Source organism: Sphingomonas sp. BL-S-30 (assembly GCF_055521475.1).
In genome coordinates, this window is sequence record NZ_CM145481.1 from 3744096 (window position 1) to 3767422 (window position 23327).

Sequence of the window (23327 nt, forward strand, 5' to 3'; positions counted from 1 at the left end):
ACGGGCGATTTCCAGCCGCGATCACGATGGCCGCGGCGGTCGATGTCCCGGCCCGACTCACGGCACCAGCACCTCGATCACCCCTGCAGCGACCCGCGCGTTCACCGGTGTCCTGGCCAGCACTTCGCCATCGATCGAGATCGCCATGGGCGGCTCGGTCGCGATGCGGAGCTCGGTGCCGGAGAAATGCCGCACCGTCTCATGCCGGGCATCGAGCCGCAGGATGCTCGCCGCCCAGTTTTTGATCAGGCGGCGCTTGGCATGGCCGGTCACGGCCTGGACGACGATCTTGCCATTATCCACCTCGGCCTGTTCGTTCACCTCCGTGCCGCCATGATAGGGGCCGTTCGAGATGCGCACCTCGACCACCGCGAGCCGTTCCGCCGCTTCGCCTTCGCCGACGATCAGGGTGAAGGGGCGGAAGCGCAGGAATTCCCACGCGGCCCAGCCGAGATAGCCGGCGCGGCCGAGATATTTCTTCAGCGCATGCGGTACCGACTGAGCGATGCGCGGCGCGATGCCGATCGCGGCGCCATTGGCGAAATAATCGCTGTCGATCATGCCGAGATCGATCCGCCGCCGCTTCCCGCCCGCGATCACGTCGAGGGCCCCGTCCACATCCATCGGGATGCCGAGCGTGCGGGCGAAGCTGTTCGCGGTGCCGAGCGGCAGGACCGCGAGCACGATCTGCGTGCCGACGATATGATCGACCAGCCCGCTGATCGTGCCGTCGCCGCCGCCCAGGATCAGCAGGTCGGGCTTCTTCGCGAGCGCTCGCTCGATGACATGCTCGAGCGTCGACGGATCTTCCACGGCATGGGCGTCGACCGGAAAGGGAAGATCGTCGCAGCGCGCGCAGGCGCGGTCGAACAGCGCCTTGCCCTTTCGCGACCGGGCATTGACGATCATCGCGGCGCTGCGGATCGGGGGCGGGCTGGCTGGGGTCGGTTCGGTCATGTGAGGACTGAACGAGCGTCGACGGAGTTCGGGGCCGGGCTTTCACGACCGGCATGCGGTTCGGGCGGGCAACTCGTATCAGATCTTTCGCCGACCGATCGCGATCAGGGCAGCGGACGGGACCGGCAGGACGCCGCCGGCCTGCTCGACGCTGGTCCGGATCGAGGCCAGCACGGCCGCGCGCTGTGCCGCGTCCAGCAGCGGCCAGACCGGGCTGAACTGGAACAGCCGCGCCGGATCGTCGAGCGCGGCCGCGTCGACCGGATAGTCGCTGCTCGTCTCGACGATGCGCACCTCGGTGAAGCCGGCGGCGGACAGCGCCGCCTCGAAGCGGACCGGGTCGCGGAAATGGTTCATGCCCTCGACCGGCGCCGGCTGGGCGATGTCGGGGAAGAGCGCCGCGACGCGGTCCGCCAGCAACAGGTTCGACGCCGCGCCCGACCCGTGCTTCCAGCTCGCCACGCAGCCGAGCCCGCCAGGGCGCACCACCCGCGCCATTTCGGCCAGGCCCCGGCGCCAGTCGGGGAACAGCATGATGCCGAAGATCGAGAAGGCGGCGTCGAAGCACGCGTCCGGCAGGTCGAGCGCCTGGCCGTCCATCACCAGCGCGTCGACATTGGGCAGGCCGTGCGACAGGACGGCGGCGACCATGCCGGGCGAGAAATCGGTCGCCAGCACCTGCGCCCCGTCGCGCGCGGCGACCAGCGCCAGCGCGCCCGCGCCGCACGCGATGTCGAGCACCGTCGCGCCTTTGCGCAGCGTCGCCGCCCGCCATGCCGCCTCGGCATAGGTCGAGGTGAAGGCGTGAGCCAGCTTCTGATAATCGGACAGCGCGTCCCAGAAACGCGCATCGTTCAGGTTCAGGCTCATCACGGCTCCGTGGCTGGCCGGACGGGGCCGGCGATGAGACTCTATCTCATGTAACTTTTAATGTGTCGAGTCATGATCGCCTTGCCAGCGCGGCCGACAATCGCGACACAGGCGCGATGAGGACGGACAGCCGGCTTTCGCGCATGCTGCACGTGCTGCTCCACATGGCGCGGCACGATCGGCCCGCCACATCCGCGACGATCGCGCGGATGCTCGGCACCAATCCGGTGGTGGTGCGGCGGACGATGGCCGGCCTGCGCGAGGCGGGTTATGTCCGGTCGGAAAAGGGGCATGGCGGCGGCTGGTCGATCGCGTGCGACCTGAGCAAGGTGTCGCTGCTCGACATCCACCGCGCGGTGGGCGGCCCGACCCTGTTCGCGATCGGCAACGAGAGCGACAATCCCGACTGCGCGGTGGCGCAGGTGGTGAACGTCGCGATCGACGATGCGCTGCGCGAGGCGGAGGCGCTGCTGCTGGCGCGGCTGGGCGCGGTCAGCCTGGCCGAGCTGGCGGCGGCGTTCGATGCGCGATGCGGGGCGACTCCCGAGCCGGGCGGAATCCGGGATTGAATCAAGGCCGGGTCGACCGGTTGCGTTCCCATCCGGCCAGGGCCGGCGATCGGCCAGTGGTCAGCGCCCGCTTTCGGTCGCCCGCAAATCCCTGCTAGGCTCCCGGCCGCCACCGCCGAAAGGGCCTGCATGCCGACCATCCCCGCCAATGGCGTCCAGATCCATTATGAGGAACGAGGCGATCCGGCCGGACCGCCGATTCTGCTGATCATGGGGCTGGGCACGCAGATGATCGCCTGGCCCGATCCTTTCGTCGCGGCGCTGACGGCGGCGGGGCATCGGGTGATCCTGTACGACAATCGCGATATCGGCCTGTCGACGCATCTGCACGACGCGCCCGTCACCAACCCCCTGTTCGCCTTTGCCGCGCGGCGGATCGGCCTGCCGTTCCGCCATGGCTATGCGTTGGCCGACATGGCGGCGGACGCGGTCGCCTTGCTCGACGCGCTGGAAATTCCGGCGGCGCATGTCGTCGGCGTGTCGATGGGCGGCATGATCGCGCAGATCCTCGCCGCCTCCGATCCGGCGCGCGTGCTGAGCCTGACCGCGATCATGTCGTCGAGCGGCGCGCCCGGCCTGCCTGGCCCGACCCCCGCGCTGCGCCGCCGGATGATCGCCCGGCGCGACCCGAATCCGAGCCGCGAGCAGGCGGTCGCGATGGGCGCCGCGACCCTCGCGCTGATCTCCTTTCCCGACCCCGCCCGGGCGCCCGACGCGTTCAGCACCATGGCGGGCCGGGCGTTCGACCGCGCCTATCATCCGCGCGGCGGGCAGCGGCATCTGCTCGCGGTGATCGCCGATGGCAGCCGCGCGGCGCGCCTGTCCGCGATCAGCGCGCCCACCCTCGTCATTCACGGCGCGGCCGATCCGCTGGTGCCGCTCGCCAATGGCGAGGATATCGCGCGCCGCGTGCCGGGCGCCCGGCTGGAAGTGATCGAGGAGATGGCGCACGACCTGCCGCCCTCGCAGCTGGACCGCATCGCCGGGCTGATCCTGGAGCATGCGCGGGGTTAGGCTGCTGCCTCCGTCAGCAGCAGTGTGGGGCTGATCGGCCGCCGGCCCGTACGGGCCGACGATGCTCTCAGCGGGATGACGCGGACCTATGACCGAACCGGGCCTGGAAGCTCCGGTAGATGCGCATGTCGCACGCCTCCAGATCGACCGCGGGGTCTTCGGACTGGTTGGTGCAGCCGTCCTTGTAATACCATGTCGCAGGCGAGGTGGTTTTCTCGTCCATGTAATAATTGACCCGACCGTCGAACGCGCCATTCTTCATGGTCAGGTCGAATTTCGGACAATGCATATAGGCGTTGCCCTCCTTGATGCACAGTTTCAGCACACCCGGCCCGTGCGCCAACCCGTTGCGGCAACCGCCGCTCCAGCTTGCTTGCGACTGAATGAAACGATCGACATTGTCGTCGTAGATCCGCGACACGATCATCTTGCATCCGCTGATCTCGAAGACCGCGACATATTCCTCCATGCCTTCGTCATATTCAGCGGCAAGAACCCCTGGATCTACCGGGAATTGCCGTGCCGGGGCAGCGGCGGGGGCCAGCAACAATGCCATGGCGCAGGTACGCAACAAGGACCGCATCGTGATCTCCTTCGTTTTCGACAGAATTGGTGACCGTCGTCAGGGGGCTGGAATCGTCCAGCGGACGCTGCCAGCAATTCGCCCGTTCGTGGGGTTGCCCGCCTCGTCGGTCGCCGGGTGGAAGCGCGCGCGGCTCCGCACCGCCGCACAGGTCGCCGCCTCCAGATCCGGGCTTCCCGGCAGACCGCTCGCGCGGCAGTCGGCGACCAACCCGCCGGCATCGATCGTCAGATCGTAGCGCACCACACCCTGCCGCTGTTCTTCGATCGCGGCGGCGGGGAAATCGTCGATGCCGAACCACGGTTCGGACGCATCGATCTTGGTCGGTCCGGACGATCGATCGGCGGCGGCGGGGGAAACGTCGGGCGTGTCGGCGGTGCCAACCTCCTCTGTCCCGAGGGCTGCCTCGATTTCGACCTTTCGCGCGATGTGCAGGCAGTTCTGCAGGATCGAATCCGCAGAAAACGCCGCCGGCGAGATCGCGAGCCCGTCGCCATCGGGGTCCGGATCGCGGTCATAAGCGTCGCTTTCCGCCCATACTCGCCTCAAGCTCGCATCCAGCGCGTCCCGATCGTGGATCGCATTGACCGCGTCATAGTGCGACTGCACAATTTCGGCCCATGAGGACGTCAGCCCGTCCGGGATCGCCGCCGTCAGGTTGCGCACTTCGGCACGGCAGCTTGCTCGATCCACTGCCCATGCGGGAGTGGCCGCGCTCGCCAACAGCGCGGCAAGAATCGCCACCACAGGCAGCGGCTCGATCCGCCGCGGTCGCTTATTCCCGATCATGTCCCGTCACCTTCGATGACCCGCGCTGTTCCGACAGGGGGATACGACGTCACTCGTCGCTGCACGGGCTGTCGCTCCGCGGAGTACCGGACGTGATTTGTAGGCAGTTCGCACGTGCCTGCCGCCATGCCGCATAGACGCGCGCGCGTTCCTGGGCGATGGCGCCCTGGTCAGTGCTGACGATATAGGGGGCACCGCACGGCTCGTCGATCATCGCGAGTGTTGCGCGGAGCACGGCGACGGTATGTTCGAGCGTCGCAAGCGCGCCCCCACTTGGCGCCGGGGAGCTGATCGTCGCCGACAACTGTTCGCACCGGGGCGTGCGTTCCGCCGCCACCGGCACCGCGGTCGCAAGGCCGATGAAGCCAGCGCAAAGGACAAAGAAACTCTTGCTCATGTATGTTCCCCCAATTTGTTCGATAGCAGGTTGAATCGTAAGAAATAATCGCTCCGGCAGGACGGTTTCGGTCTCCGATCAGGACCGGAGGGAGGACAGCGACCGTAAAACGCCGTGCTCGTGGCGCCTTTCTAAGGCGCGTGACTGGTGTATGCTTCCCTTGTTTGGGGGAGGCGATCGACGGTGCCGATCAGAATCAGGCCGTGAGCTTGGGCGATGAAGACGTCGCCGATATCGTGCGCCGGTTCGCTGGAGCTGCACTCGACCCGGCGCGGTGGGATCCGGCGATGGTGGCGCTGCAAACCGGGGTGGGGGCGGCGTGTTGCGCGCTCGAACTCACCGACACCACCACGGGTGCCGTCGTCATCAAGAACACCTGCGGCCTCGATGACGCGATACGCCGCGAGTACGAGGACCGCATTTTCCACATCAACCCGCGTGTCGCGCGCGGCATGGCGATGGCGGTCGGCGAGGTCGCCGACGACAGCCGGCTGCTGTTCGAAGACGATCCGGACCGGGCTGAGTTTCTCGACTGGCTCGAACGGACGCCCTATTACCACCTCCTTGGCAGCAAGATTCTGGGCGACAACGGTCAGGTCGGTTTTCTGACCGTCAACCATGCCAAAGCGCACGGTCCTTCCACCGATGCGCATCGCAGGCTGTTCGCGCTGCTCACCCCGCACATGCTCAATATCGTCGCAATGGCCCGGCTCTTTTCGGCGAACCGGTTGAGCGGCGATCTGGTCACCTATGCCGCGCTCGAATCCGATCGGCCGTTCGCGCTGCTGGACCGCAACGGGCAAGTGATCGAATGTTCTGCCGGATTCGAGACGCTGTTACGCTCGGCGGGGGTGCTCGCTGTCCGTCGCGGTCGACTGGCCGCTGTTCAACCGCAGCACCGACATCTGGTCGAGCGGTTCGTCGCGGCAGCGTGCGGGGCCAGACGGTGCCTGGAACCGCCCAGGCCCGCGCGGCTCGCAGCCCCCCACACGCCACTTGGGCTGGTGCTGCGCGCGCTTCCGATCGCGCCTGGAGACGATCTATTCGATATCTTCCGCCCGGCGACGCTCGTCACGCTGACCGACCTCGACCGGCCGCGCCGTATCCGCCGGCAGGACCTGATCGAGCTGTTCGCGCTGACCGGACGCGAAGCGGACATCGCCTCGATGATCGGTGAAGGCTTGACGATCGAGCTGATCGCACATCATCTGGCGATCGGCGAACACACCGTCCGCCAGCATCTGAAAGCGGTCTTTGCCAAGGTCGGCGTTTCGCGGCAGGCCGAACTGGTCGCGACCCTCTCGCGCGTGTCCTAAACGGCAGGCGCGCCGCCGAGATCAAGGCGATGGCGGTACGCGAGTGGCACATCGCCGTCCGCGAGGCGTTTACAGCAGTCTCGATTGTCCGCTATCCCGCCTCCGCCAGCAGCCAGTCGCGGAAGGCGAGCATCGCCGGGCTGGGCGCGCGCGATTTGAGCCAGGTGAGCCAGTAGCGGCCGGTCGTCACCTCCTGCGGAAAAGGGCGGACGAGCATGCCCTGCTCGATCTGGCGGGCGAGCATCGCGGGCGGGGCGAGCGCGACGCCGGCGCCCTGCATCGCTGCCTCCGCCATCGTCACCGAGCTGTCGAAGACCGGCCCGTGCAGCGGCGGCGCGGCGACGCCGGCGGCGGCGAACCAGCGCGGCCATTCGTCGGGGCGATAGGAACGCAGCAAGGTGGCGGCGAGCAGGTCGCGCGGTGCCGACAGCGTGCGGGCGATGGCGGGGGCGCAGAGCGGGGTGAGCGGCGTTTCCAACAGCGCCAGGCTCTCCGTGCCGTGCCAGGCGCCGTCACCGAAGCGGATCGCGACATCCAGCCCCTCGCCGGCGATATCGACACGGTTGTTGTTGGTGAACAGGCGCAGATCGATGCGCGGATGGGCGGCGCGAAAACCGGGCAGGCGCGGCAGCAGCCAGCCGGTCGCAAAGGTGCCGACCGCGGCGACCGACAGCACCTGCACCGCCATGCCGCCGCCGATGCCCTCGACCAGTTCGGCGATGCGATCGAAGCTGTCGGCGAGCGCGGGGAGCAGCGCCAGCCCCTCGTCGGTGAGCGCGAGGCCGCGCGGCAAGCGGCGGAAAAGCTGCACCCCGAGCCGGCCCTCGAGCCCCTTTACCTGGTGGCTGACCGCGGCCTGGGTCACGCAAAGCTCTATCGCGGCGCGGGTGAAGGACAGGTGCCGCGCGGCGGCCTCGAACGCGCGCAGGGCATTGAGCGGCAGATGCGGGCGGACCATGGCCGCGCCATAAGATAATCTAGGGGCTCCCGCCAGCTTTGATCCTTTGCGCGCGCACCGGACCTCGCCCTAGCCTGCGCTGCATCAGCTTGAGGAGCGTGCGACCATGACGATCGACCGGCGGACCTTCACCACCCATCTTCTCCTCGGGACAGGCGCCGCCATCGCCGGATTGCCGAAGGCGGCGGAGGCGATCATCGCCCGGCCGCCGCGCGCGACATTGCTGGTCGATCAGGCGACGGGCCGCGTCCTGCACCGTTCCGGCCAGTGCGCCGCGCGCTTCTCGCCCTGCTCGACCTTCAAGATTCCCTTGGCCTTGATGGGGTATGACGCCGGAATCCTGAAGGACGCGCATGCCCCCGCCTGGGATTACGACCCGCGCATCCATGAGGCAGTGCGCGACATCGACAAGGCGCGCACCGACCCGACGCGCTGGGAGAAGGACTCCGTCATCTGGTATTCGCGCGAGATCACGCAGCGGCTCGGCGCGGCGCGGTTCAAATCCTATGTCGACCGGCTGAACTATGGCAATCGCGACGTGAGCGGCGATCCCGGCAAGGCGAACGGGCTGACCCATGCCTGGCTCGGCTCCTCGCTGACGATCTCGCCCGACGAGCAGGTCGCGTTCCTGCGGCGGATGCTGGCGGGGACAGTGCTGTCGCCGCGGGCCTGCGCGCTGACCGGGGCGATCCTGCCGGTGTTCGACGGCAGCGGTGGCTGGCGGGTACATGGCAAGACCGGCAGCGGCCGCTTCAGGGATGCCGCCGGACGGGAGGACCGGACGCGCCAGCTCGGCTGGTTCGTCGGCTGGGCCGACAAGGGCGGACCGGGCGGCAAGCGGCGCGTGACCTTCGCCCAGTTCCTGGTCACGGCCCAGCCCGACCAGCCCGGCGGCTTCACCGCGCGCACCGAGCTGCTCGCGACGATCGGGCGGCTGGCGGGATAGGCGGATCGATTCAAAAGAGGCCGCGATGGTGCGCAGATGCGCCCTCTTTCGAGGAGGCGCCCATGATCCCGACCGACCCCCAGGACGATATTCCCGCCAGCATGCCCGACCCAGCCGGCGCGCCGGACGACGGGGCCGCGACCATCCCGCCCGAGGCGCCGCCCGCGCCCGAGGAGGAAACGAACGAGCAATGGATGCACCGCTTCATCGCGGAGAATGCGCACCTCGCCCGCCCGCGCCCGGAACGACCGCCCCCGCCGCCGCCCTCGCCGTGGGACGGCCCGATCTCGAGCTGGAAGGTGCCGGATCATCTCAGCCTGCGGCATCGGAACGGTGGCTATATGGCGATGGCGCTGTTCTCGCGGACGATGGACGACCTGGACGAGGTCACCGGCGGCACGCGCGCCGCTACCTATGAGGAAGTGGACAAATATTTCGGCCATGCGCTGATCGCCGAGGGCCTGGTGCCGTTCACCTACACCGCCGACGAGGCGATCCGCTGGTGGAAGGAAGGCGGGTACAAGGTGCTGGGTGCGACGCCCGAAGTGGCGTCCTCATCGGAAACGGTATCTGCGATGCGTTATGACGCAGCTGCGGAGAATCCTGCCAACGCCCGGGCTTCCAGCTTATCGCGCCAGAATGCAACGGCGCAGGCGGTATCGGAGCTGACCGACGAGGCCGGACCAGACATCGTCGTCGCAGCCGATCCACAGCGCATTGCTGAGATCGGGTCGCTTACTGACACCCAATTTGCACGCTATGCCGAGATGGAACAATGGTTGGAAACACTACCGACCCGCAACGCCCCAGTGCGATCCAGGGCCAATCGCAAATCCGCGAGAAAAGCCCGCCGATTCCAACAGCGGCGGGTGTCGCTTGTCGGCTCCCGACACGGGGAGTTGAAAGGGACGGATCTCGACCGGAGTCTCGAAGCATTCACCAAGGACCAAGCTGCCATCGACCGAGCCGCCCGCCAGCGGGCAACGCCCATTACGCGAAAGGATATCCTTCTTGGCGGCGGCAGAACAGGTCGCATCACGATTGCCGACAACCCCAAAGCCTCCGCACGCGCACCAATCGGTGAGATTCCGGAATTTTCGAAGTGGACCGGAACGAAAAATATAACGTCGAGATGTCGAGGAAATATTCAGTCGATGCCGATTTGATCCGTGCCATCGTCTATATGGAAACGACGCATGGCTGGTATGATGCCCCATTGGACATGATTCATGCCAACAAGAGCATCCGGCCAATGAACGTCAATACCGCATACTGGGGAAGCGCCTGGGGCTCGAATGTCAGCCTTCGGGATGCCCGGTCAAACATCGAAGGCGGCACGAAATTGCTCAAAGCAATTCTGAATGCGATGCCCGGCACAGACATCGCGAAAATCGCCACGATTTATAACAACACCGATGCTAAAAAGGTATCAGACTATGGCGCGAGGGTGAAATCCATATACAGGGAAAAATCATGGATCAGACAGACAACTCTACCGTCAACAGGAACGATCCGGATTCCGTAGTTTCTTAAGAAGGCGAGATACGGGAGTGGAGCATGCTTAACATAATATATCGATCAGCACTCTACCCTCTCCCGTTATCATTACCACTTTCTTTCATGGCGATTTTTCTATTGTGTCAGGACAATAATAACAACGAAATATATATTTCTGATACAAATATCATTGACTACAATTACCTAATTTTAGAATTCTCATCGATGTTCATTTTATCATACGTATGTCAGTTTGTGACATTCGTCGCGCTCGGTATGCTATTAAGTAAATTTCCTAATCGTTGATTTTAGATACTGCCACACGAGTGGCGCGACTCCTCTAATGATGTAACGCGCTATCTGTAAGACCGTGGCAAGGTAACCGTCCCCGCCAGCAGATCATTGCTCGCGAGATAATCGACATGACGCTCGAGATCTCGACGCCCGATATGAAAAACTGCCGATAGCTATCTCGGCTTCATCCGCCTCGTCTCTATCGCCTGTACCTCTCGGACTTCCTCCGGCTGGGCCGTATGCCGACGAGATGGAGGATGGATGCGCGCCTTACCAATCACCAGTCCGTCAAAGCCATTCGAGCCTGCTCGCTTACGAGGCCGTACAACCCGCTCATCGCCATTTGATTGGCAACGATTTCGCGAGTGTCGATATCTAGTTTCGTGTTGGCATGCTCGCAGATCTCACAATATGGCATTTCTTGATCGTGAATGACGGCGACCGGCGTTCCAGGCGGGGGGGGATTGCGAAAGAAGCGCCGTGCCCTCTGATGCAAGGCGCCGTTGAAGATATCGGTCTTCCCGGTATTTCCAAACACCAAGCGGGCATCGGTCGCAGGCGGACGAGCGCATGGCATGACGCGGCCGGTCGCGTCTAAAGAGGCCGATTTGTAAAGCCACTCGCAGCCCGGTGCCCCATTGCCAGCCGGTCGCGACAGGCCTGTCGGACGGCCCGCAAGATGCCATCGCTGGGTCCACGTACGATCGAAGTGGCTGCCAATAACTTCGCCGTCCAGATCCGAGAGGATTGCATCCAGTGCTGCTGCTGCTTGGTCTCCGTCATGCGCAAAAACGATAGTCTCAGTGTCCAAGTCGATTGCGGGCACTATGGTCGGGTCGTCCCAGGCTACGCCGAATGGTTTTGCTAGGCAAATTTGATTTACGCCAATTTCCTGTGCCAGCGCGACCGCGGAATCAGACTCGTGCTTATTGTGCTCAAATCGCAAGAACTGCCAGTGTATTATCGGAGTATAGCTATTGTTCTCTATTTTTGCTCGAACCAAGGAGCGAAGATTTTTTAAGACAGTGTCGAAATTTCCGCCGCGTCGGTATTGGCGGTATACCGCACTGCTTGCGCCATCTATCGAGACAATAAGGAAATTCAGGCCGGAACGTACGATCGAATCCGGATCGAATTTCGGCACAGAAAGGCTGGATGATGTGAATGCGGAAAGTCCGTAACGTCTGGCCATTGTAACAAGACTGTCAAAATTCTTATTTAAGAATGGTTCACCGTAATTTGCAAAGTATATTTGAAACATGTAAGGGCCATGTTCTTCAAGATATAATTTGAATATATCAGGAGATAAAGTTCCGGCGGGCCATATAAAATTCTTGTTTTTATTCGAAGTGTGTACACATCCTGGGCATTTAAGACCGCATGAGTTACTGGGATCTACTTGCGTTCCTATAGGGTGGCCAATTAAAATTGTGTGTCGATAACGATACTCGTATTTCAAAACTAATAGATTAGAAATTTTCAAAAGCAATGACTGTGCCTGTACGGCAGTTATAGTTTCTCGCAAACGCCAATAATTATCTTCAACGAATTGATCAACTCTTGATAGGAATTCTCCAAACCCCGTTCGGTCAATTGATCTATCTAACGATAATATTTCCCCACTGAATAGGATGCGCGTGTCTGTGCTGTAGTTAAATCCAAGATCCATGAGATGCCCCAGCTGATGAGCCCATATTCATCATGCCGTTGGTGTCATAGATGTCACGCTCTCGCCACGGTTTATCGGTCGGCGTAAATGCGGATCGAGGCGCCGACGCTGGCACCATGCGGCTTCGAAGAGAAGGTGCCGCGGAAGCCTGTATCGCTCGGACGGTGCCGACAGCGCGCCGATCCGCCTTGATCCACCTGCCGCGACACGTCTAAGGCCACGCGGATGTCCGATATTTACGCGCTGCGCATGCTCGCTCTTTCCATGGCCCAAATCCGTCAGCGGATGCGTGGAGTGCACCCCTAGATTGAGACAGTAAAATTAGGGACAGCCCTTTTGGAGGAGGGTTTGATGTCCAAGATTGTTCGACGAAGATTTGGCCGAGCGTTCAAGCTGGAGGTGGTCGCTCGCATGGCGGCGGGCGAGAGCGGGACGGCGCTATCGCGCGAGTTGGGGATCAAGCGGACGATCCTGTACCGTTGGCGTGATGCGGTTCGCGATGGTGGCGAAGAAGCGCTACGCGATGGCCCCGGCCGCCCCAACGGCGTGGAGAAGGCAGCGATGGCGCTGGCGCGAGGTCCGGCGGCGCGCGCGCGTGACCTGAGCGAAGCGCGGCAGCAGATTGCCGAGCTGGAGCGCAAGGTCGGCGAGCAGCAGGTGGCGCTGGATTTTTTCAGGGGTGCCTTGCAGCGTATCGAGGCGTCACGTCAGCCGAGCGACGGCAATGGCGTGACGGGGTCATCGCCCAGATTCAGGCGATGACAGGTCTGCAAGGCTGTGGATCGATGCTGTCGGTGGAGCAGTTGTGCCGGCTCTCTCTGGTGAGCCGGGCCGCTTTCTATCGGCGTTGGCACGATAGCGCCCCCAAGGTCGAGGAGACGGCGCTGCGCGATCGGCTGCAACGCCTTTGCATCACGCACCGGCATTACGGCTATCGCCGGATCGTAGCGCTGCTCAGGCGCGATGACTGGGTCATCAACCACAAGCGCGTGCTTCGCCTGATGCGGGAGGACAACCTGCTGTGCCTGAGGAAGCCACTGTTCCGGCCGGCCACCACAGACTCGCGCCATGGCTGGCGGGTGTGGCCCAACCTGGCGCGTCATCTGATGCCCACCGCCGTCAATCAGCTGTGGGTGGCGGACATCACCTATGTCCGCCTGGCCGAGGCGTTCGTCTATCTCGCGGTGATCCTCGATGCGTTCAGTCGCAAGGTGGTCGGCTGGGCAATGGCGGATCACCTGCGCGCGGAGCTGGCGCTCGATGCGCTTGCGATGGCGCTGGAGCGGCGCCCGGTCGTATCGGGTGCGCTGGTCCACCACTCCGACCGCGGCGTTCAGTACGCGTGTGGCGATTACATCGCCCGTCTGGAGGCCGTCGGTATCCTGCCCAGCATGAGCCGGATCGCCTGCCCGTATGACAATGCGATGGCCGAGAGCTTCATGAAGACGCTGAAGCAGGAGCAGGTAAACGGCGCAGACTACCGCGATCTCGCGCATGCCAGGGCCGAGATCGGCGCCTTCATCGAGCAGGTCTACAACCGACAGCGCCTGCACTCCGCCTTGGCCTATCTGTCACCGGACGAGTATGAAGAAATGTCGCCAGGGGTGCTGCGCAGCAGCCCCTCGCCATGACAGCAACGCGCTGTCCCTAATTATCGTGTCTCAACACTGGGGTGCACTCCATGCGCGACGATCTCGGAATAACGGTGACAGTGCACTAATTGCGTCTACAGTTCGCCAGCGATAGCATGGCTGGATGGCACGCCTGGCACGCGCGGTTTTTCCGGGTCATCCCCATCATGTGACGCAGCGCGGCAATGGCCGCGCGCAGACCTTCTTCAGCGACGCGGACTATGCGCTTTATCGCGATCTCCTCGCCGAGCATTGCGCGGCGGCCGGGGTCGAGGTCTGGGCCTGGGTGCTCATGCCGAACCATGTGCATCTCGTGCTTGTGCCATCCGATCAGGACGGTCTGCGGCGCGCGCTGGCCGCGGTGCACCGGCGCTATGCGGGCCATGTCCATGCCCGGCTGAAGCGGACCGGGCATTTCTGGCAGGGGCGCTTCGGCTGCGTCGCGATGGACGAGGCGCATCTCGGCGCGGCGCTGCGATATGTCGCGCTCAATCCGGTCCGCGCAGGCCTGGTGGCACAGGCGACCGACTGGCCGTGGTCGAGCGTTCATGCGCATCTGGGCCGCGTCGCGGACGATGGAGTGACGGCGGTCGCACCGGTGCTGGAGCGCCAGCCCGACTTCCGCGCCTTGCTTTCGGCCGGAGAAGAGGAGGAGCAGATTGCCAGACTGCGGAAAGCCGAGACGATCGGCCGTCCGGTGGGCGATGCTGCGTTCCTTGCCGCGCTGGAGCGGGAAAGCGGCCGGACGCTTGCACCGGCAAGGCGCGGGCGGAAGGTCGCTAAAAGTGCACTGTCACCGTAATTCCCGCGCTGGAGCGGGAAAGCGGCCGGACGCTTGCACCGGCAAGGCGCGGGCGGAAGGTCGCTAAAAGTGCACTGTCACCGTAATTACGCGCTGGAGCGGGAAAGCGGCCGGACGCTTGCACCGGCAAGGCGCGGGCGGAAGGTCGCTAAAAGTGCACTGTCACCGTAATTAGGAAGGTCGCTAAAAGTGCACTGTCACCGTAATTACGTGATTAACCGTAATTAAAGAAATACAACGGTCTGTTCCTGGACGACGATTATATGGAGAAACGTTATCCGGCGCTGATCCGTGGTGGGACGAGGCGAGGCGACTAGCTCATCGCTCTCGCATCGTCGCCTATTCGTCCATCATCGCGAAAGATGCTCGCATGACGATAGAATGCCAGTCGCATCGCGGACAATCTCGCCACGATATTCAACAACAACGGTGGCAAAAGCTCTGCGCCTATGGCGCAGGGGCGTAAATCATCTACAAGAACGAGGCGTGGATCCGACGGGCAACGTTTCCGTCGACGGACGTGATTCGGATTCAAGGCGGGTGGAGAAAGAAGCAGGAACAGGAGTCGGGGGATGTTTCGGATAATTTCAAGATCGTCGCTCCTTGCGCTTCCATTATCTCTGATTTTGGCGGGCCTGACGACCTTCATGTTGTATCGGACCGGGGATAACGACCTTCATGTCGCCGATCCCAGAGTTATCGGGAATCAGCATCTTATCCTTGAGTTCGGTGCGACCTTCGTTTTTTCCTATCTGTGCCAGCTGATGCTGTTCGCCGCGATCGGTCTGCTGATGAAATTGTTCCCAAGCCAGTAAGTCATCTGCGCGGGAGCGGCCTGGCCCGCTCTCGACAGTCGCCATCCCCGTCGATTCAACTCAGCACCGCCCTGCCCTAATCCGGCGCGATGAAACGTCGCACCACCACCCTCGAAGACGCCATCATCGACGGGATTTCCCGCGGCATCACCCTGCGCGAGCTGTGCCGCGACCAGAAGATCCGCTTCAGCACCGTGTACCGCTGGATGGAGGACGATGCCTTCGCCGCGCGCATGGCGCGGGCGCGGGCGCTGGGCTTCGACGCGCTGGTCGACGAGATGATCGAGATCGCCGACGACAGCCGCAACGACTGGCTGGAGCGCAAGGACGCGAAGGCGGACGCGCCGCCCCAGCGCAACCCGGAAAATATCGCGCGATCGCGCCTGCGCATCGAGACGCGCATGCGCATCCTGGCGCGCTGGTACCCCCTGCGCTTCGGCGGGATGGACGGCCGGATCGGCGGGATGGCCGGGCTGACGACAATCGGGAGCACGGGCGCCGGGGCCGGGGTTACGGCCCCAGGCGCCGCCGCCGCGCCCGTCGACACGACGGCGATCGCGGTGCGGCTTTCCTCGATCCTCGCCACGATCGCCGCGCGCGACCCCGGCGGGGACTTACTCGACGGCGATGGTGGGGACGCCCCGGGCTGGGGCGACGCATCGATCATCGAGCATGACGATATCGCACCGGAGGATGATGCATGACCGAGACCGATCCCACCCGGCTCGACGCGCTGCTGCGCCGCGCCACCCCCAGCGAGCGCGCGGAGATATTGGGGCTCACCGCGAGCGACCGCCTGGCCGAGCCGTGGCGCCCGCAGCCCGGCGCGCAGGCCCAGGCGCTGGAAAGCGAGGCGGACGTCACCGGCTATGGCGGCGCGGCGGGCGGCGGCAAGTCGGATCTGGTCGCCGGCCTGGCGCTCACCCGCCATCGCCGCTCGCTGATCCTGCGCCGGCAAAAGGCACAGACCGGCGGCATCATCCAGCGCATCGGCGAGATACTGGGATCGACGATTGGCTTCAACCAGAGCCGCAGCGCGTGGCGCCTGCCCGATGGCGCCGGCGACAGGCTGATCGAGTTCGGCGGGCTCGACGGCCCGCAGGATCATCACAAATGGCAGGGCCGCCCGCACGACCTGATCGCCTATGACGAAGCGACCGAGATGCGCGAGGCGCAGGTGCGCTTCACCATGGGCTGGGCGCGCACCAGCGACCCGGCCCAGCGCGCCCGCGTGGTGATGACGTTCAACCCGCCGACCAATGCGGAGGGGCGCTGGGTGCTCGATTTCTTCGCGCCCTGGCTCGATCCGAAACATCCCCATCCGGCCGAACCGGGCGAGCTGCGCTGGTTCACCACCCTTCGCGGGCACGACCGGGAGATGCCGCGCGCCGATCCCTTCGTGATCTTCAAGGGCGAGCCGCTTTACGATTTCGACCCGGCGGATTTCGGCGCGGAAAAGATCGTCACGCCGCGCTCGCGCACCTTCGTGCCGAGCCGGGTGACCGACAATCATTTCTACATGCGCACCGGCTATGTCGACACGCTGCAGGCGATGCCCGAGCCGTTGCGGTCGCAGATGCTGACCGGCGATTTCACCGCCGGGGTGGAGGATGACGACTGGCAGGTCATCCCGACCGCCTGGATCGACGCCGCGATGGCGCGCTGGACCCCGCGCGACTGGCTGCCGCCGATGGAGTCGATGGGCGTCGACGTGGCGGTGGGCGGGCGCGACGCGTTCGTCATTTCCTGCCGCCACGGCAGCTGGTTCGCGCCGCTGATCCGCGTGCCCGGCCGCGAGATTCCGCAGGATGCGGGCGGGCCGATCACCGCCGGCCATGTCATCCGCCACCGCCGCGACCGCGCGGTGGTGCATGTCGACGTGATCGGATGGGGCCTGACCACCGCCAATTTCCTGACCGAGAACGGAGTGCAGACGATCGCGGTCAACGCTGCCTCGGCGAGCGGGCACGGCACCGCCGACGGCCGGCTGAAATTCGTCAATGTCCGCGCGGAAATGGTGTGGCGCCTGCGCGAGGCGCTCGACCCGCAAGGGGCCGAGCCGATCGCGCTGCCCGACGATCCGTCGCTGCGCGCCGATCTCGCCGCCTATCACTGGAGCGCGACGGCGCGCGGCATCCTGGTGCGCTCCAAGGACGAGATGAAGGCGCTGCTCGGCCGCTCGCCCGATGCCGGCGACGCGGTGTGCCTCGCCAATTTCCGTTCGATGAAGGTCGATACCTGGGAGGAAGCACGGCACGATCGCCGCGTGCGCCGGCCGGAATGGGAGGAGGATCTCTACCGCGACCTGCGCGATGACTCGTACGACCTGTACCGCGATATCCGTTGAGGGATTGGCGTTGAGGGATCGGGTACGACGAGCCGAACCGCCGCGCGGGACGAACCGATCCGGTGATTTCCGCACGCCCCGCGACTGGCTCGGTCCGTCGAGTCAGGGTCGAAACGACCGCCGCGCTGCGCCATGTCCATCGGCACAGGGGCATCATTACCCGAGAGGATAGACCATGAATATCAGGATCTTGAGCACGGCCATCGCCGGCGCGGCACTCGCCATCGCCCTGCCCGCCACCGCCCAGCAACAGACCCCGCCGGGCACCCCGCCGACGACCACGCCCATCCCCCCGACGGACCCGGTGCCGCAGACTCAGCCCGCGCCCGCACCTGATGCGACGACGCCGGCACCGGCCCCGGACAGCGCCACCACCACCCCGCCGCCGAGCGACCCGTCAGCCGATACGGCGACCCCGGCGCCGGACGAGAGCGCGGATGCGGGGAAGAAGAAGAAAAAGAAGCACTGATCCGGCCGGGAGGCTGGTTGAGAGAGCGGCGCGGGGGTAACCCCTGCGCCGTTTTTTATCTTAACCCCTCCTCTTCAGGGGAGGGGCAAGGGGTGGGGCAGCGTCGAGCGGGGCTCGATGCCCCGCCCGACGCTTCGATCCAAGGGATTCGGCAGCGAATTTTGCCGTTGTTTAAGCCCCCCGGCATTGCGGCGACCTTCGTCGATTACTGGACTGACTACGGCAGATCGATCCCGCCTTCCTAGATCCAAATCTACTACCGCCGTGCGTTGAAGCACCATTGCGGCAGTCCGGATATTCTCGTTACTATAGCGTCAACTTATACACTGTTCCGCCGCCGGTTGACCCAACAACGCCTGATCGCGTTGTACCATAAAGAGCACCATCCCTGCCCATCACAAGACCGGCACTGGGGTCGTTTGGCGCCTGATTTACCGGGCCGAAAGAATATAGCGTCGTGAGCACGCCCGACCGCGTCAGGCGATAAGCCGTCCCGCAAGAGTCGCACGAAAAACTCCCGCCTGAGGATGTGGTGCCATAGAAGCTTCCGTCAGGCCCAATGATGAGGCCAAAGGGACCACTGCCGTCCGCCCGCGAATTGACGGAGAAGGCGTAGATGACAGTTAGGGCGCCTGCAGGGGTAATCCGGAACACCGTCCCGCAGCCGAAAAATCCCCCGCAGCGGCCCTGGCCGCCCGACACGGTAGTGCCGTAAAATGCGCCGTCGCTGCCCTGCACCAGATCACCGCCGGGCGCTATTCCATCCGGGGTCAGGAAGCCGGAACTATATCCATTCCCGAAGGAGTAGAGGATTGTTTCTGCACCGCCGGGAGTGACCTTAAACACGGTCCCGCAATCGTGCGTTTCACCTGTCGTACTGCAGCTATTGGCGCCGCCATTTTGCGTCGTGCCGTAGAAGTTGCCGTCGCTCCCCTGAGTCAAACCACCGGGCTGCACGCCGTCAGACGCCGATCCTCCGAATGAATAGAGCACGGTTTCCACACCGCCCGGCGTCAGCTTGAACACAGTACCGCAATTGCCGCCGCTCTGCGGAATTTGGTTGCAATGGTTAGCACCGCCAGAGGAGGTCGTGCCGTAGAAATTACCGTCACTGGCCTGGATCACGCGGTTCGGCACAATGCCGTCCGCCGGGGTCGCGCCGAAAGAATATAATATGCTGTATTGACCGCCCAGGGTTATTCTGAACACCGTCCCGCCGCCGCCATACGCCCCGCCATTGGCGGTAGTTCCGTAAATGGCGCCATCGCTTCCCTGGATTAGCGGCGCGTAAGGTGTGTAACCGTCGTTGGGCCTGCTCCCAAAGGCGTAGAGGATCGATTCCTGGCCATCGGGCGTGATCTTGAAGATGACTCCACATTGAATTGTGGCACCCGGCCGGCAGCTGTTCGGTCCCCCATTGGCAGTTCCGTAGAAATTGCCGTCGCTCGCCTGCAGCATGGGGCCGTTCGGTTGATAGCCGTCAGGCGTGTTCGATCCGAAGGAATATAGGTAGGTAAGTTTGGGCGTCACCGTCGGCGACGGAGTAGGAGTAGGGGTAGGGCTTGGCGCAGGCGTGACGGTTCCAGACCCACCCGTGCTGCCGCCGCCACCGCCGCAGCTTGCGAGGAGGATGCAACAGCCAACCCACAAATTCGCCTTACGCATACAGCCTCCCCTTTAGGGCTGTCCCGTTGCATCATCTCTTCACGGCAATCAAATGCTTTCAATCGCAATAGCTTGAGGTTCGGCGAGCGATTTGGATCTTGGAAATGTCCGCAACCGGCGCATAGCTGGCCCCGTTCCTGTATCAGTCTCAAACACCCCCATCATCGCCCTTTGGGTCCCCCCAATTCCCAGCTATGACCCTCCCATGGCCTTCGGCGTCTTCATCCACCGCGCAGACTCGATCTACGAAGACAGCCCCGCCGAGCGCTACCAATTTCCCCGCCCCTATCTCACCCGTGCCAGGCAAACAGAGGGCAACTGGATCCTCTATTACGAACCCCGCAAGGTGCGCGGCACGCGCGGCTATTTCGCCGTCGCCAAGGTCCGGCGGATCATTCCCGACCCCGGCACGCCGAACATGTTCATTGCGGTGATCGAGCCGGGCAGTTATCTCGATTTCCCCAACCCCGTGCCGTTCGGCAGCCCCGGCGATCCGGTCGAGCGCGGCTTGCTGAACGATGCCGGCGCCATTTCCGGCCGGGCGCAATCGGCGGTCCGGCCGATCTCCGCGGCTGACTTCAACCGCATCATCGAGCTTGGCCTTGGCGGTGACGACACGCTGCTGCCGCGCGACGACGATCCTGCGCTCGCCCCCAATCTCCTGCAGGAGGAGCGGGCGCCTTTCCCATTCGAGCAGGAACGCGATCGCATCGGCTATTATGGCTCGCGCATCGTGCGGGATCGCATCTTTCGCCGGGTCGTGCTGCGCGCTTATGACGAGCGCTGCGCCATCACCGGGCTGAAGCTGATCAACGGCGGCGGCCGGGCCGAAGTGCAGGCGGCACATATCCGGCCGGTCGAGGCGAGCGGGCCGGACATCGTCACCAACGGCCTGGCCTTGTCCGGCACCGTCCACTGGATGTTCGATCGTGGGCTGATCAGCCTGGACGATGATTTGAAGATCCTCGTCTCGCGGCAGATCAACGATCCCGACGGCGTGACCGCGATGATCAACAGGAGCGGCCATGCCCTGCCGCCGCTGCGCCCGGCCGATCGTCCGCATCCGCATTTTCTGCAATGGCACCGCGACCATTGCTTCAAGGTTTGAGCTCCGCACGGCTCACTCCGGATCGTAGCGGAGCAGGTCGCCGGGCTGGCATTTCAGCTCGCGGCAGATCGCTTCGAGCGTCGAGAAGCGGATCGCCTTGGCCTTGCCGGTCTTGAGGATCGACAGATTGGCCAGCGTCAATCCGATGCGGTTGCTGAGTTCGGTCAGCGTCATCCGGTGCTGGTACAGCAGGTCGTCGAGATCGACCCTGATGCGGTCGCCTGCTTCCGCCATCATATGGTTCCTTCCAGATCGGCATGCATCGCCGCCCCCTGGCGGAACACCCGCGCCAGGATGAACAGCACCAGGATCACCAGCACATCGGGACCGGAAAGACGCGAGGCGAAGCGGAGGGCATAGGGCATGGCGGGCATCAGGCCGGATTCGGCCAGCGAGACCAGTTTCAGCAGAAGCGCGATCCAGCCCATCCGCGCCAGCCGGTCGGCATTGACCGCGACGAACGGTGACCCGGCCTTCACGGAGCCGACGATCTTCTCGAGCGTCAGCAGGAACCATCCATAGATGGCCAGCGGTGCCGCTATCGCCAGGAACAGCAGCGGCGAATCGTCCCCGCCAGGAGATGTCGTTGCATAAGGGCTGGTATGGACGCCGAAGATCAGGCCGATCAGGGCGATCGCCAGAACCAGGCCGGCGAGGAAGAACAACAGGACGGAAAGCACCCGGAGAAGCTTCTGGGTAATCGACAGAAGCGGATCGGAAAAGATGCGGGACATGGTCTGTATCCTTGAGGGTTGCGGTCAGGCGGCGGCAGTCGCCGCAAGGTCGGATCGGGCAATGGCATTTCGGTTCATCGAGTGCCTCCTCCTATCGAACATCGATACGCTCGATATCGATAATCAATAATGCCGAGTCGCCTTATCGTCAATCGATAATATCGATTATCGATATATCGGCGGGAACGGAGGGCCGCATCGTCCAGGGGTGGCAAGCTCCAGCCCGAACGCCAGCGCGACGGATGTGAGTCGGGAGAGCGAAAGGTCGGCCGGTCCTGTCGAGCCCTGACGGCGGCCCTGGATCGCAATGCCTGTCCGTAAACGCGCAGGGCAGTTTATGTCCGCGCGTGAAATTCCAGTCGCAGCGATGGCTGGCCGACGAACTTTCCACAGACCCGGGCGCTGCGGTCCGAGCGCAGATACCGATCGAAAAACAGGCGCGTGCAAGCGTTGGTCATCTCATATCCGACACGCGGATCGATCGGGCCGGCAAGCCCCGCCAGCCGAACGAGCGGCGACCAGAGCGGCGCGTCCGTCCAGTTCAGATGGTACATGCCGTTCATGGTCGCATAATAGGCATCGCCGCGGTTCCGCTCGAAGAGTGCCCGCTGGCTGGCGATGGTATGGGCGATTTCGGCTTCGGGCCATCCGCCCGCCCGGCTGCGTTCCTCCCGCATGACCTGTGCGTCCCGGCTGATGATCATCAGGGGCTGTTGCAGCCCGCGCCGCACGACGGTGGCGCTCTTCCCCGCATCGACGGCCACGCACGCCTGGAATCGGGCGTCGCGCAGGCATGCCTCGGGAACGATATAGCCGCCGAGCGACATGCCGAAGGCGCCGACATGCGTCAGGTCCAGCGCGTTCGCGACAACGGGGTCTTCCCGATCGAGCCTGCCGAGCCGGTCGAGGACGAAGCTGAGATCCTGCGCGAGGAAAGGGATGATCCCGCCTGGCAAGGCGACGCCATTCATCGCAAGCCCGCGATCGCCTTGCCGCGACAGCGCCAGGGGCATGTACCGGTTGAACGCCGTGAAGTCCGCGACCAGCGGCACCGTCGCGCCGTCGGGGAAGATCGTCGCCGCGGCCGTGCCCGGCTGATCCAGGGTGACCACGACATAGCCGTAGGACACGAGCTCCTCGATCCAGAACAGGCTTGCTGCCCTGAACCCCGACAACCCCGTCGGATTGATCAGCACCGGATGCCGCCGTCCGTCCGGGCAGGCATCCTGGCCGGCATGCGTAGGCGCGTCCTTCAGCCTCCCGAGAAGCCAGGGCGGGAGCCGGTACCGGCCCGCGATCGCGTCGAGGACTTCGCGCCGGTCGATATAGCGCTGCACCTTTCCCGGCCCGGAGGCCGGATACCAGATTTGCGCCACCACGCGGCGATGATCGCCGCGATCGGCGGTGAACGGCTCGGGTCGGGACGGATCGGTCCAATAATAAATGCGGCTGCCGATCGCATAAGGCCCACCGGGCTTCGCAAACCGCGGCGTCGGCAAGACCAGGACCCAGGCGATCAGCGCCAGCAGCACCAGCGCAGCCAGAGCAAGGGCAGCCCGCCGGACAGGGCGCGCGAATCTCGCGGGTCGCGCCTGCCCCGCGTTCACGCCAGCGCCACCTCCGCCCGCGCCATGACCGGCATCATCGGCAGGGACGCACATGAGGCGATAGTGCCGTTCATGGAGCATGGCCTTTCGGAGTCGGTGGACGCTATCCGGCGCGCTTCGGTCACTCGCCCATGATGGCGGTGCCGGTCAATCGCCGGGAACGGCGTCGCGCCATCCCGCAGCGGCACCGCGCCGGGTCGTTGCCCTTCAGCAACACACCCCTCGCATCGCGCGCCGTCACGAAAACGTCACTCGCCCGTAACGATAGTGTCGCGCGCGCCGCCTAGCTG

The 23327-nt window shown here is 64.3% G+C and carries 25 protein-coding genes; 13 read left to right on the plus strand and 12 right to left on the minus strand.

What is annotated here, in order from left to right; genetic code table 11:
* Window positions 1–57: 57 nt before the first annotated feature.
* Both ACZ1I5_RS17465 and ACZ1I5_RS17470 read right to left on the minus strand, forming a co-directional pair.
* Window positions 58–957: a diacylglycerol/lipid kinase family protein gene (locus ACZ1I5_RS17465; RefSeq protein ID WP_465170512.1), complete on the minus strand. Its 900-nt coding sequence runs from the start codon at window positions 955–957 to the stop codon at window positions 58–60.
* Between the two features lie 78 nt (window positions 958–1035).
* Complete coding sequence (locus tag ACZ1I5_RS17470) at window positions 1036–1827, minus strand: class I SAM-dependent methyltransferase (protein ID WP_465170513.1); 792 nt, start codon at window positions 1825–1827, stop codon at window positions 1036–1038.
* A gap of 116 nt (window positions 1828–1943) precedes the next feature.
* Between ACZ1I5_RS17470 and ACZ1I5_RS17475 the strand changes: the two genes are divergently transcribed.
* Window positions 1944–2396, plus strand: a complete 453-nt coding sequence (locus ACZ1I5_RS17475) for an Rrf2 family transcriptional regulator (protein WP_465170514.1) — start codon at window positions 1944–1946, stop codon at window positions 2394–2396.
* Between the two features lie 129 nt (window positions 2397–2525).
* Window positions 2526–3410 (plus strand): alpha/beta fold hydrolase, encoded by an 885-nt coding sequence (locus tag ACZ1I5_RS17480; RefSeq protein ID WP_465170515.1) that lies wholly within the window; start codon window positions 2526–2528, stop codon window positions 3408–3410.
* 67 nt (window positions 3411–3477) lie between these two features.
* On the opposite strand, the gene ACZ1I5_RS17485 is transcribed toward ACZ1I5_RS17480, so the two are convergent.
* From ACZ1I5_RS17485 to ACZ1I5_RS17495, 3 genes are read right to left on the minus strand one after another with little or no spacing between them, the layout of a single operon-like run.
* Window positions 3478–3993: a hypothetical protein gene (locus ACZ1I5_RS17485; RefSeq protein WP_465170516.1), complete on the minus strand. Its 516-nt coding sequence runs from the start codon at window positions 3991–3993 to the stop codon at window positions 3478–3480.
* Between the two features lie 39 nt (window positions 3994–4032).
* Window positions 4033–4782 (minus strand): energy transducer TonB, encoded by a 750-nt coding sequence (locus ACZ1I5_RS17490; protein ID WP_465170517.1) that lies wholly within the window; start codon window positions 4780–4782, stop codon window positions 4033–4035.
* A 49-nt stretch (window positions 4783–4831) separates the two neighbouring features.
* Window positions 4832–5179 (minus strand): hypothetical protein, encoded by a 348-nt coding sequence (locus tag ACZ1I5_RS17495; protein WP_465170518.1) that lies wholly within the window; start codon window positions 5177–5179, stop codon window positions 4832–4834.
* 164 nt (window positions 5180–5343) lie between these two features.
* On the opposite strand from ACZ1I5_RS17495, the gene ACZ1I5_RS17500 reads away from it, so the two are divergent.
* On the plus strand, window positions 5344–6495 hold the full coding sequence (locus ACZ1I5_RS17500) for a helix-turn-helix transcriptional regulator (RefSeq protein ID WP_465170519.1): 1152 nt from the start codon (window positions 5344–5346) through the stop codon (window positions 6493–6495).
* A gap of 91 nt (window positions 6496–6586) precedes the next feature.
* Here the strand turns inward: ACZ1I5_RS17500 and ACZ1I5_RS17505 are convergent, their stop codons facing one another.
* Window positions 6587–7453 (minus strand): LysR substrate-binding domain-containing protein, encoded by an 867-nt coding sequence (locus ACZ1I5_RS17505; protein ID WP_465170520.1) that lies wholly within the window; start codon window positions 7451–7453, stop codon window positions 6587–6589.
* Between the two features lie 106 nt (window positions 7454–7559).
* On the opposite strand from ACZ1I5_RS17505, the gene blaOXA reads away from it, so the two are divergent.
* The 3 genes from blaOXA to ACZ1I5_RS17520 all read left to right on the plus strand — a co-directional run bounded on the left by blaOXA (window position 7560) and on the right by ACZ1I5_RS17520 (window position 9924).
* Window positions 7560–8399, plus strand: a complete 840-nt coding sequence (gene blaOXA, locus ACZ1I5_RS17510; RefSeq protein WP_465170521.1) for a class D beta-lactamase — start codon at window positions 7560–7562, stop codon at window positions 8397–8399.
* Window positions 8400–8461: 62 nt separating this feature from the next.
* A complete protein-coding gene (locus ACZ1I5_RS17515) occupies window positions 8462–9565 on the plus strand; it encodes a hypothetical protein (protein ID WP_465170522.1) in 1104 nt (367 codons plus the stop codon).
* Window positions 9532–9924, plus strand: a complete 393-nt coding sequence (locus ACZ1I5_RS17520) for a hypothetical protein (RefSeq protein WP_465170523.1) — start codon at window positions 9532–9534, stop codon at window positions 9922–9924. Before ACZ1I5_RS17515 ends, ACZ1I5_RS17520 begins: the two co-directional genes overlap by 34 nt.
* Before the next feature lie 543 nt (window positions 9925–10467).
* Here ACZ1I5_RS17520 and ACZ1I5_RS17525 read toward each other — a convergent pair.
* Window positions 10468–11859, minus strand: a complete 1392-nt coding sequence (locus tag ACZ1I5_RS17525) for a radical SAM/SPASM domain-containing protein (RefSeq protein ID WP_465170524.1) — start codon at window positions 11857–11859, stop codon at window positions 10468–10470.
* Window positions 11860–12210: 351 nt separating this feature from the next.
* Here ACZ1I5_RS17525 and ACZ1I5_RS17530 point away from each other — a divergent pair, with 351 nt between their 5' ends.
* The 3 genes from ACZ1I5_RS17530 to ACZ1I5_RS17540 all read left to right on the plus strand — a co-directional run bounded on the left by ACZ1I5_RS17530 (window position 12211) and on the right by ACZ1I5_RS17540 (window position 14292).
* On the plus strand, window positions 12211–12621 hold the full coding sequence (locus ACZ1I5_RS17530; RefSeq protein ID WP_465169738.1) for a transposase: 411 nt from the start codon (window positions 12211–12213) through the stop codon (window positions 12619–12621).
* Window positions 12622–12644: 23 nt separating this feature from the next.
* Entirely contained in the window at window positions 12645–13490 is an 846-nt protein-coding gene (locus ACZ1I5_RS17535; RefSeq protein ID WP_465169739.1) for an IS3 family transposase, read from the plus strand.
* Between the two features lie 124 nt (window positions 13491–13614).
* Window positions 13615–14292, plus strand: a complete 678-nt coding sequence (locus ACZ1I5_RS17540; RefSeq protein ID WP_465170525.1) for a transposase — start codon at window positions 13615–13617, stop codon at window positions 14290–14292.
* Between the two features lie 614 nt (window positions 14293–14906).
* Here ACZ1I5_RS17540 and ACZ1I5_RS17545 read toward each other — a convergent pair.
* Window positions 14907–15152 carry a hypothetical protein gene (locus tag ACZ1I5_RS17545; RefSeq protein WP_465170526.1) on the minus strand — a complete coding sequence of 82 codons (246 nt, stop codon included), beginning with the start codon at window positions 15150–15152 and terminating at the stop codon, window positions 14907–14909.
* 44 nt (window positions 15153–15196) lie between these two features.
* Between ACZ1I5_RS17545 and ACZ1I5_RS17550 the strand changes: the two genes are divergently transcribed.
* The 3 genes from ACZ1I5_RS17550 to ACZ1I5_RS17560 all read left to right on the plus strand — a co-directional run bounded on the left by ACZ1I5_RS17550 (window position 15197) and on the right by ACZ1I5_RS17560 (window position 17923).
* The gene (locus ACZ1I5_RS17550; RefSeq protein ID WP_465170527.1) at window positions 15197–15811 is read left to right on the plus strand and encodes a terminase small subunit-like protein; all 615 of its coding nucleotides are present in this window, start codon (window positions 15197–15199) and stop codon (window positions 15809–15811) included.
* Window positions 15808–17454 carry a terminase gene (locus ACZ1I5_RS17555; RefSeq protein ID WP_465170528.1) on the plus strand — a complete coding sequence of 549 codons (1647 nt, stop codon included), beginning with the start codon at window positions 15808–15810 and terminating at the stop codon, window positions 17452–17454. Before ACZ1I5_RS17550 ends, ACZ1I5_RS17555 begins: the two co-directional genes overlap by 4 nt.
* A gap of 190 nt (window positions 17455–17644) precedes the next feature.
* Complete coding sequence (locus ACZ1I5_RS17560; RefSeq protein ID WP_465170529.1) at window positions 17645–17923, plus strand: hypothetical protein; 279 nt, start codon at window positions 17645–17647, stop codon at window positions 17921–17923.
* Between the two features lie 306 nt (window positions 17924–18229).
* Here the strand turns inward: ACZ1I5_RS17560 and ACZ1I5_RS17565 are convergent, their stop codons facing one another.
* Window positions 18230–19588 (minus strand): choice-of-anchor tandem repeat GloVer-containing protein, encoded by a 1359-nt coding sequence (locus tag ACZ1I5_RS17565; RefSeq protein WP_465170530.1) that lies wholly within the window; start codon window positions 19586–19588, stop codon window positions 18230–18232.
* A 205-nt stretch (window positions 19589–19793) separates the two neighbouring features.
* On the opposite strand from ACZ1I5_RS17565, the gene ACZ1I5_RS17570 reads away from it, so the two are divergent.
* Window positions 19794–20696 carry an HNH endonuclease gene (locus tag ACZ1I5_RS17570; protein ID WP_465170531.1) on the plus strand — a complete coding sequence of 301 codons (903 nt, stop codon included), beginning with the start codon at window positions 19794–19796 and terminating at the stop codon, window positions 20694–20696.
* Between the two features lie 12 nt (window positions 20697–20708).
* Here the strand turns inward: ACZ1I5_RS17570 and ACZ1I5_RS17575 are convergent, their stop codons facing one another.
* From ACZ1I5_RS17575 to ACZ1I5_RS17585, 3 genes are all read right to left on the minus strand, one after another.
* Window positions 20709–20930, minus strand: a complete 222-nt coding sequence (locus ACZ1I5_RS17575; protein ID WP_465170532.1) for a helix-turn-helix domain-containing protein — start codon at window positions 20928–20930, stop codon at window positions 20709–20711.
* Entirely contained in the window at window positions 20930–21430 is a 501-nt protein-coding gene (locus ACZ1I5_RS17580; protein ID WP_465170533.1) for a hypothetical protein, read from the minus strand. Before ACZ1I5_RS17580 ends, ACZ1I5_RS17575 begins: the two co-directional genes overlap by 1 nt.
* A gap of 335 nt (window positions 21431–21765) precedes the next feature.
* A complete protein-coding gene (locus tag ACZ1I5_RS17585) occupies window positions 21766–22962 on the minus strand; it encodes an alpha/beta hydrolase family protein (protein WP_465170534.1) in 1197 nt (398 codons plus the stop codon).
* Window positions 22963–23327 lie beyond the last annotated feature (365 nt).

What these genes read in the sequence shown, in the direction of transcription:
- ACZ1I5_RS17520 (WP_465170523.1), top strand. Translation starts at nt 9,532, where the DNA reads ATGTCGAGGAAATATTCAGTCGATGCCGATTTGATCCGTGCCATCGTC.
- ACZ1I5_RS17495 (WP_465170518.1), bottom strand. Translation starts at nt 5,179, where the DNA reads ATGAGCAAGAGTTTCTTTGTCCTTTGCGCTGGCTTCATCGGCCTTGCG.
- ACZ1I5_RS17465 (WP_465170512.1), bottom strand. Translation starts at nt 957, where the DNA reads ATGACCGAACCGACCCCAGCCAGCCCGCCCCCGATCCGCAGCGCCGCG.
- ACZ1I5_RS17505 (WP_465170520.1), bottom strand. Translation starts at nt 7,453, where the DNA reads ATGGTCCGCCCGCATCTGCCGCTCAATGCCCTGCGCGCGTTCGAGGCC.
- ACZ1I5_RS17570 (WP_465170531.1), top strand. Translation starts at nt 19,794, where the DNA reads ATGGCCTTCGGCGTCTTCATCCACCGCGCAGACTCGATCTACGAAGAC.
- ACZ1I5_RS17550 (WP_465170527.1), top strand. Translation starts at nt 15,197, where the DNA reads ATGAAACGTCGCACCACCACCCTCGAAGACGCCATCATCGACGGGATT.
- ACZ1I5_RS17525 (WP_465170524.1), bottom strand. Translation starts at nt 11,859, where the DNA reads ATGGATCTTGGATTTAACTACAGCACAGACACGCGCATCCTATTCAGT.
- ACZ1I5_RS17475 (WP_465170514.1), top strand. Translation starts at nt 1,944, where the DNA reads ATGAGGACGGACAGCCGGCTTTCGCGCATGCTGCACGTGCTGCTCCAC.
- ACZ1I5_RS17565 (WP_465170530.1), bottom strand. Translation starts at nt 19,588, where the DNA reads ATGCGTAAGGCGAATTTGTGGGTTGGCTGTTGCATCCTCCTCGCAAGC.
- ACZ1I5_RS17555 (WP_465170528.1), top strand. Translation starts at nt 15,808, where the DNA reads ATGACCGAGACCGATCCCACCCGGCTCGACGCGCTGCTGCGCCGCGCC.
- ACZ1I5_RS17580 (WP_465170533.1), bottom strand. Translation starts at nt 21,430, where the DNA reads ATGTCCCGCATCTTTTCCGATCCGCTTCTGTCGATTACCCAGAAGCTT.
- ACZ1I5_RS17470 (WP_465170513.1), bottom strand. Translation starts at nt 1,827, where the DNA reads ATGAGCCTGAACCTGAACGATGCGCGTTTCTGGGACGCGCTGTCCGAT.
- ACZ1I5_RS17535 (WP_465169739.1), top strand. Translation starts at nt 12,645, where the DNA reads ATGCTGTCGGTGGAGCAGTTGTGCCGGCTCTCTCTGGTGAGCCGGGCC.
- ACZ1I5_RS17480 (WP_465170515.1), top strand. Translation starts at nt 2,526, where the DNA reads ATGCCGACCATCCCCGCCAATGGCGTCCAGATCCATTATGAGGAACGA.
- ACZ1I5_RS17545 (WP_465170526.1), bottom strand. Translation starts at nt 15,152, where the DNA reads ATGGCGACTGTCGAGAGCGGGCCAGGCCGCTCCCGCGCAGATGACTTA.
- ACZ1I5_RS17575 (WP_465170532.1), bottom strand. Translation starts at nt 20,930, where the DNA reads ATGGCGGAAGCAGGCGACCGCATCAGGGTCGATCTCGACGACCTGCTG.
- ACZ1I5_RS17530 (WP_465169738.1), top strand. Translation starts at nt 12,211, where the DNA reads ATGTCCAAGATTGTTCGACGAAGATTTGGCCGAGCGTTCAAGCTGGAG.
- ACZ1I5_RS17485 (WP_465170516.1), bottom strand. Translation starts at nt 3,993, where the DNA reads ATGCGGTCCTTGTTGCGTACCTGCGCCATGGCATTGTTGCTGGCCCCC.
- blaOXA (WP_465170521.1), top strand. Translation starts at nt 7,560, where the DNA reads ATGACGATCGACCGGCGGACCTTCACCACCCATCTTCTCCTCGGGACA.
- ACZ1I5_RS17540 (WP_465170525.1), top strand. Translation starts at nt 13,615, where the DNA reads ATGGCACGCCTGGCACGCGCGGTTTTTCCGGGTCATCCCCATCATGTG.
- ACZ1I5_RS17490 (WP_465170517.1), bottom strand. Translation starts at nt 4,782, where the DNA reads ATGATCGGGAATAAGCGACCGCGGCGGATCGAGCCGCTGCCTGTGGTG.
- ACZ1I5_RS17515 (WP_465170522.1), top strand. Translation starts at nt 8,462, where the DNA reads ATGATCCCGACCGACCCCCAGGACGATATTCCCGCCAGCATGCCCGAC.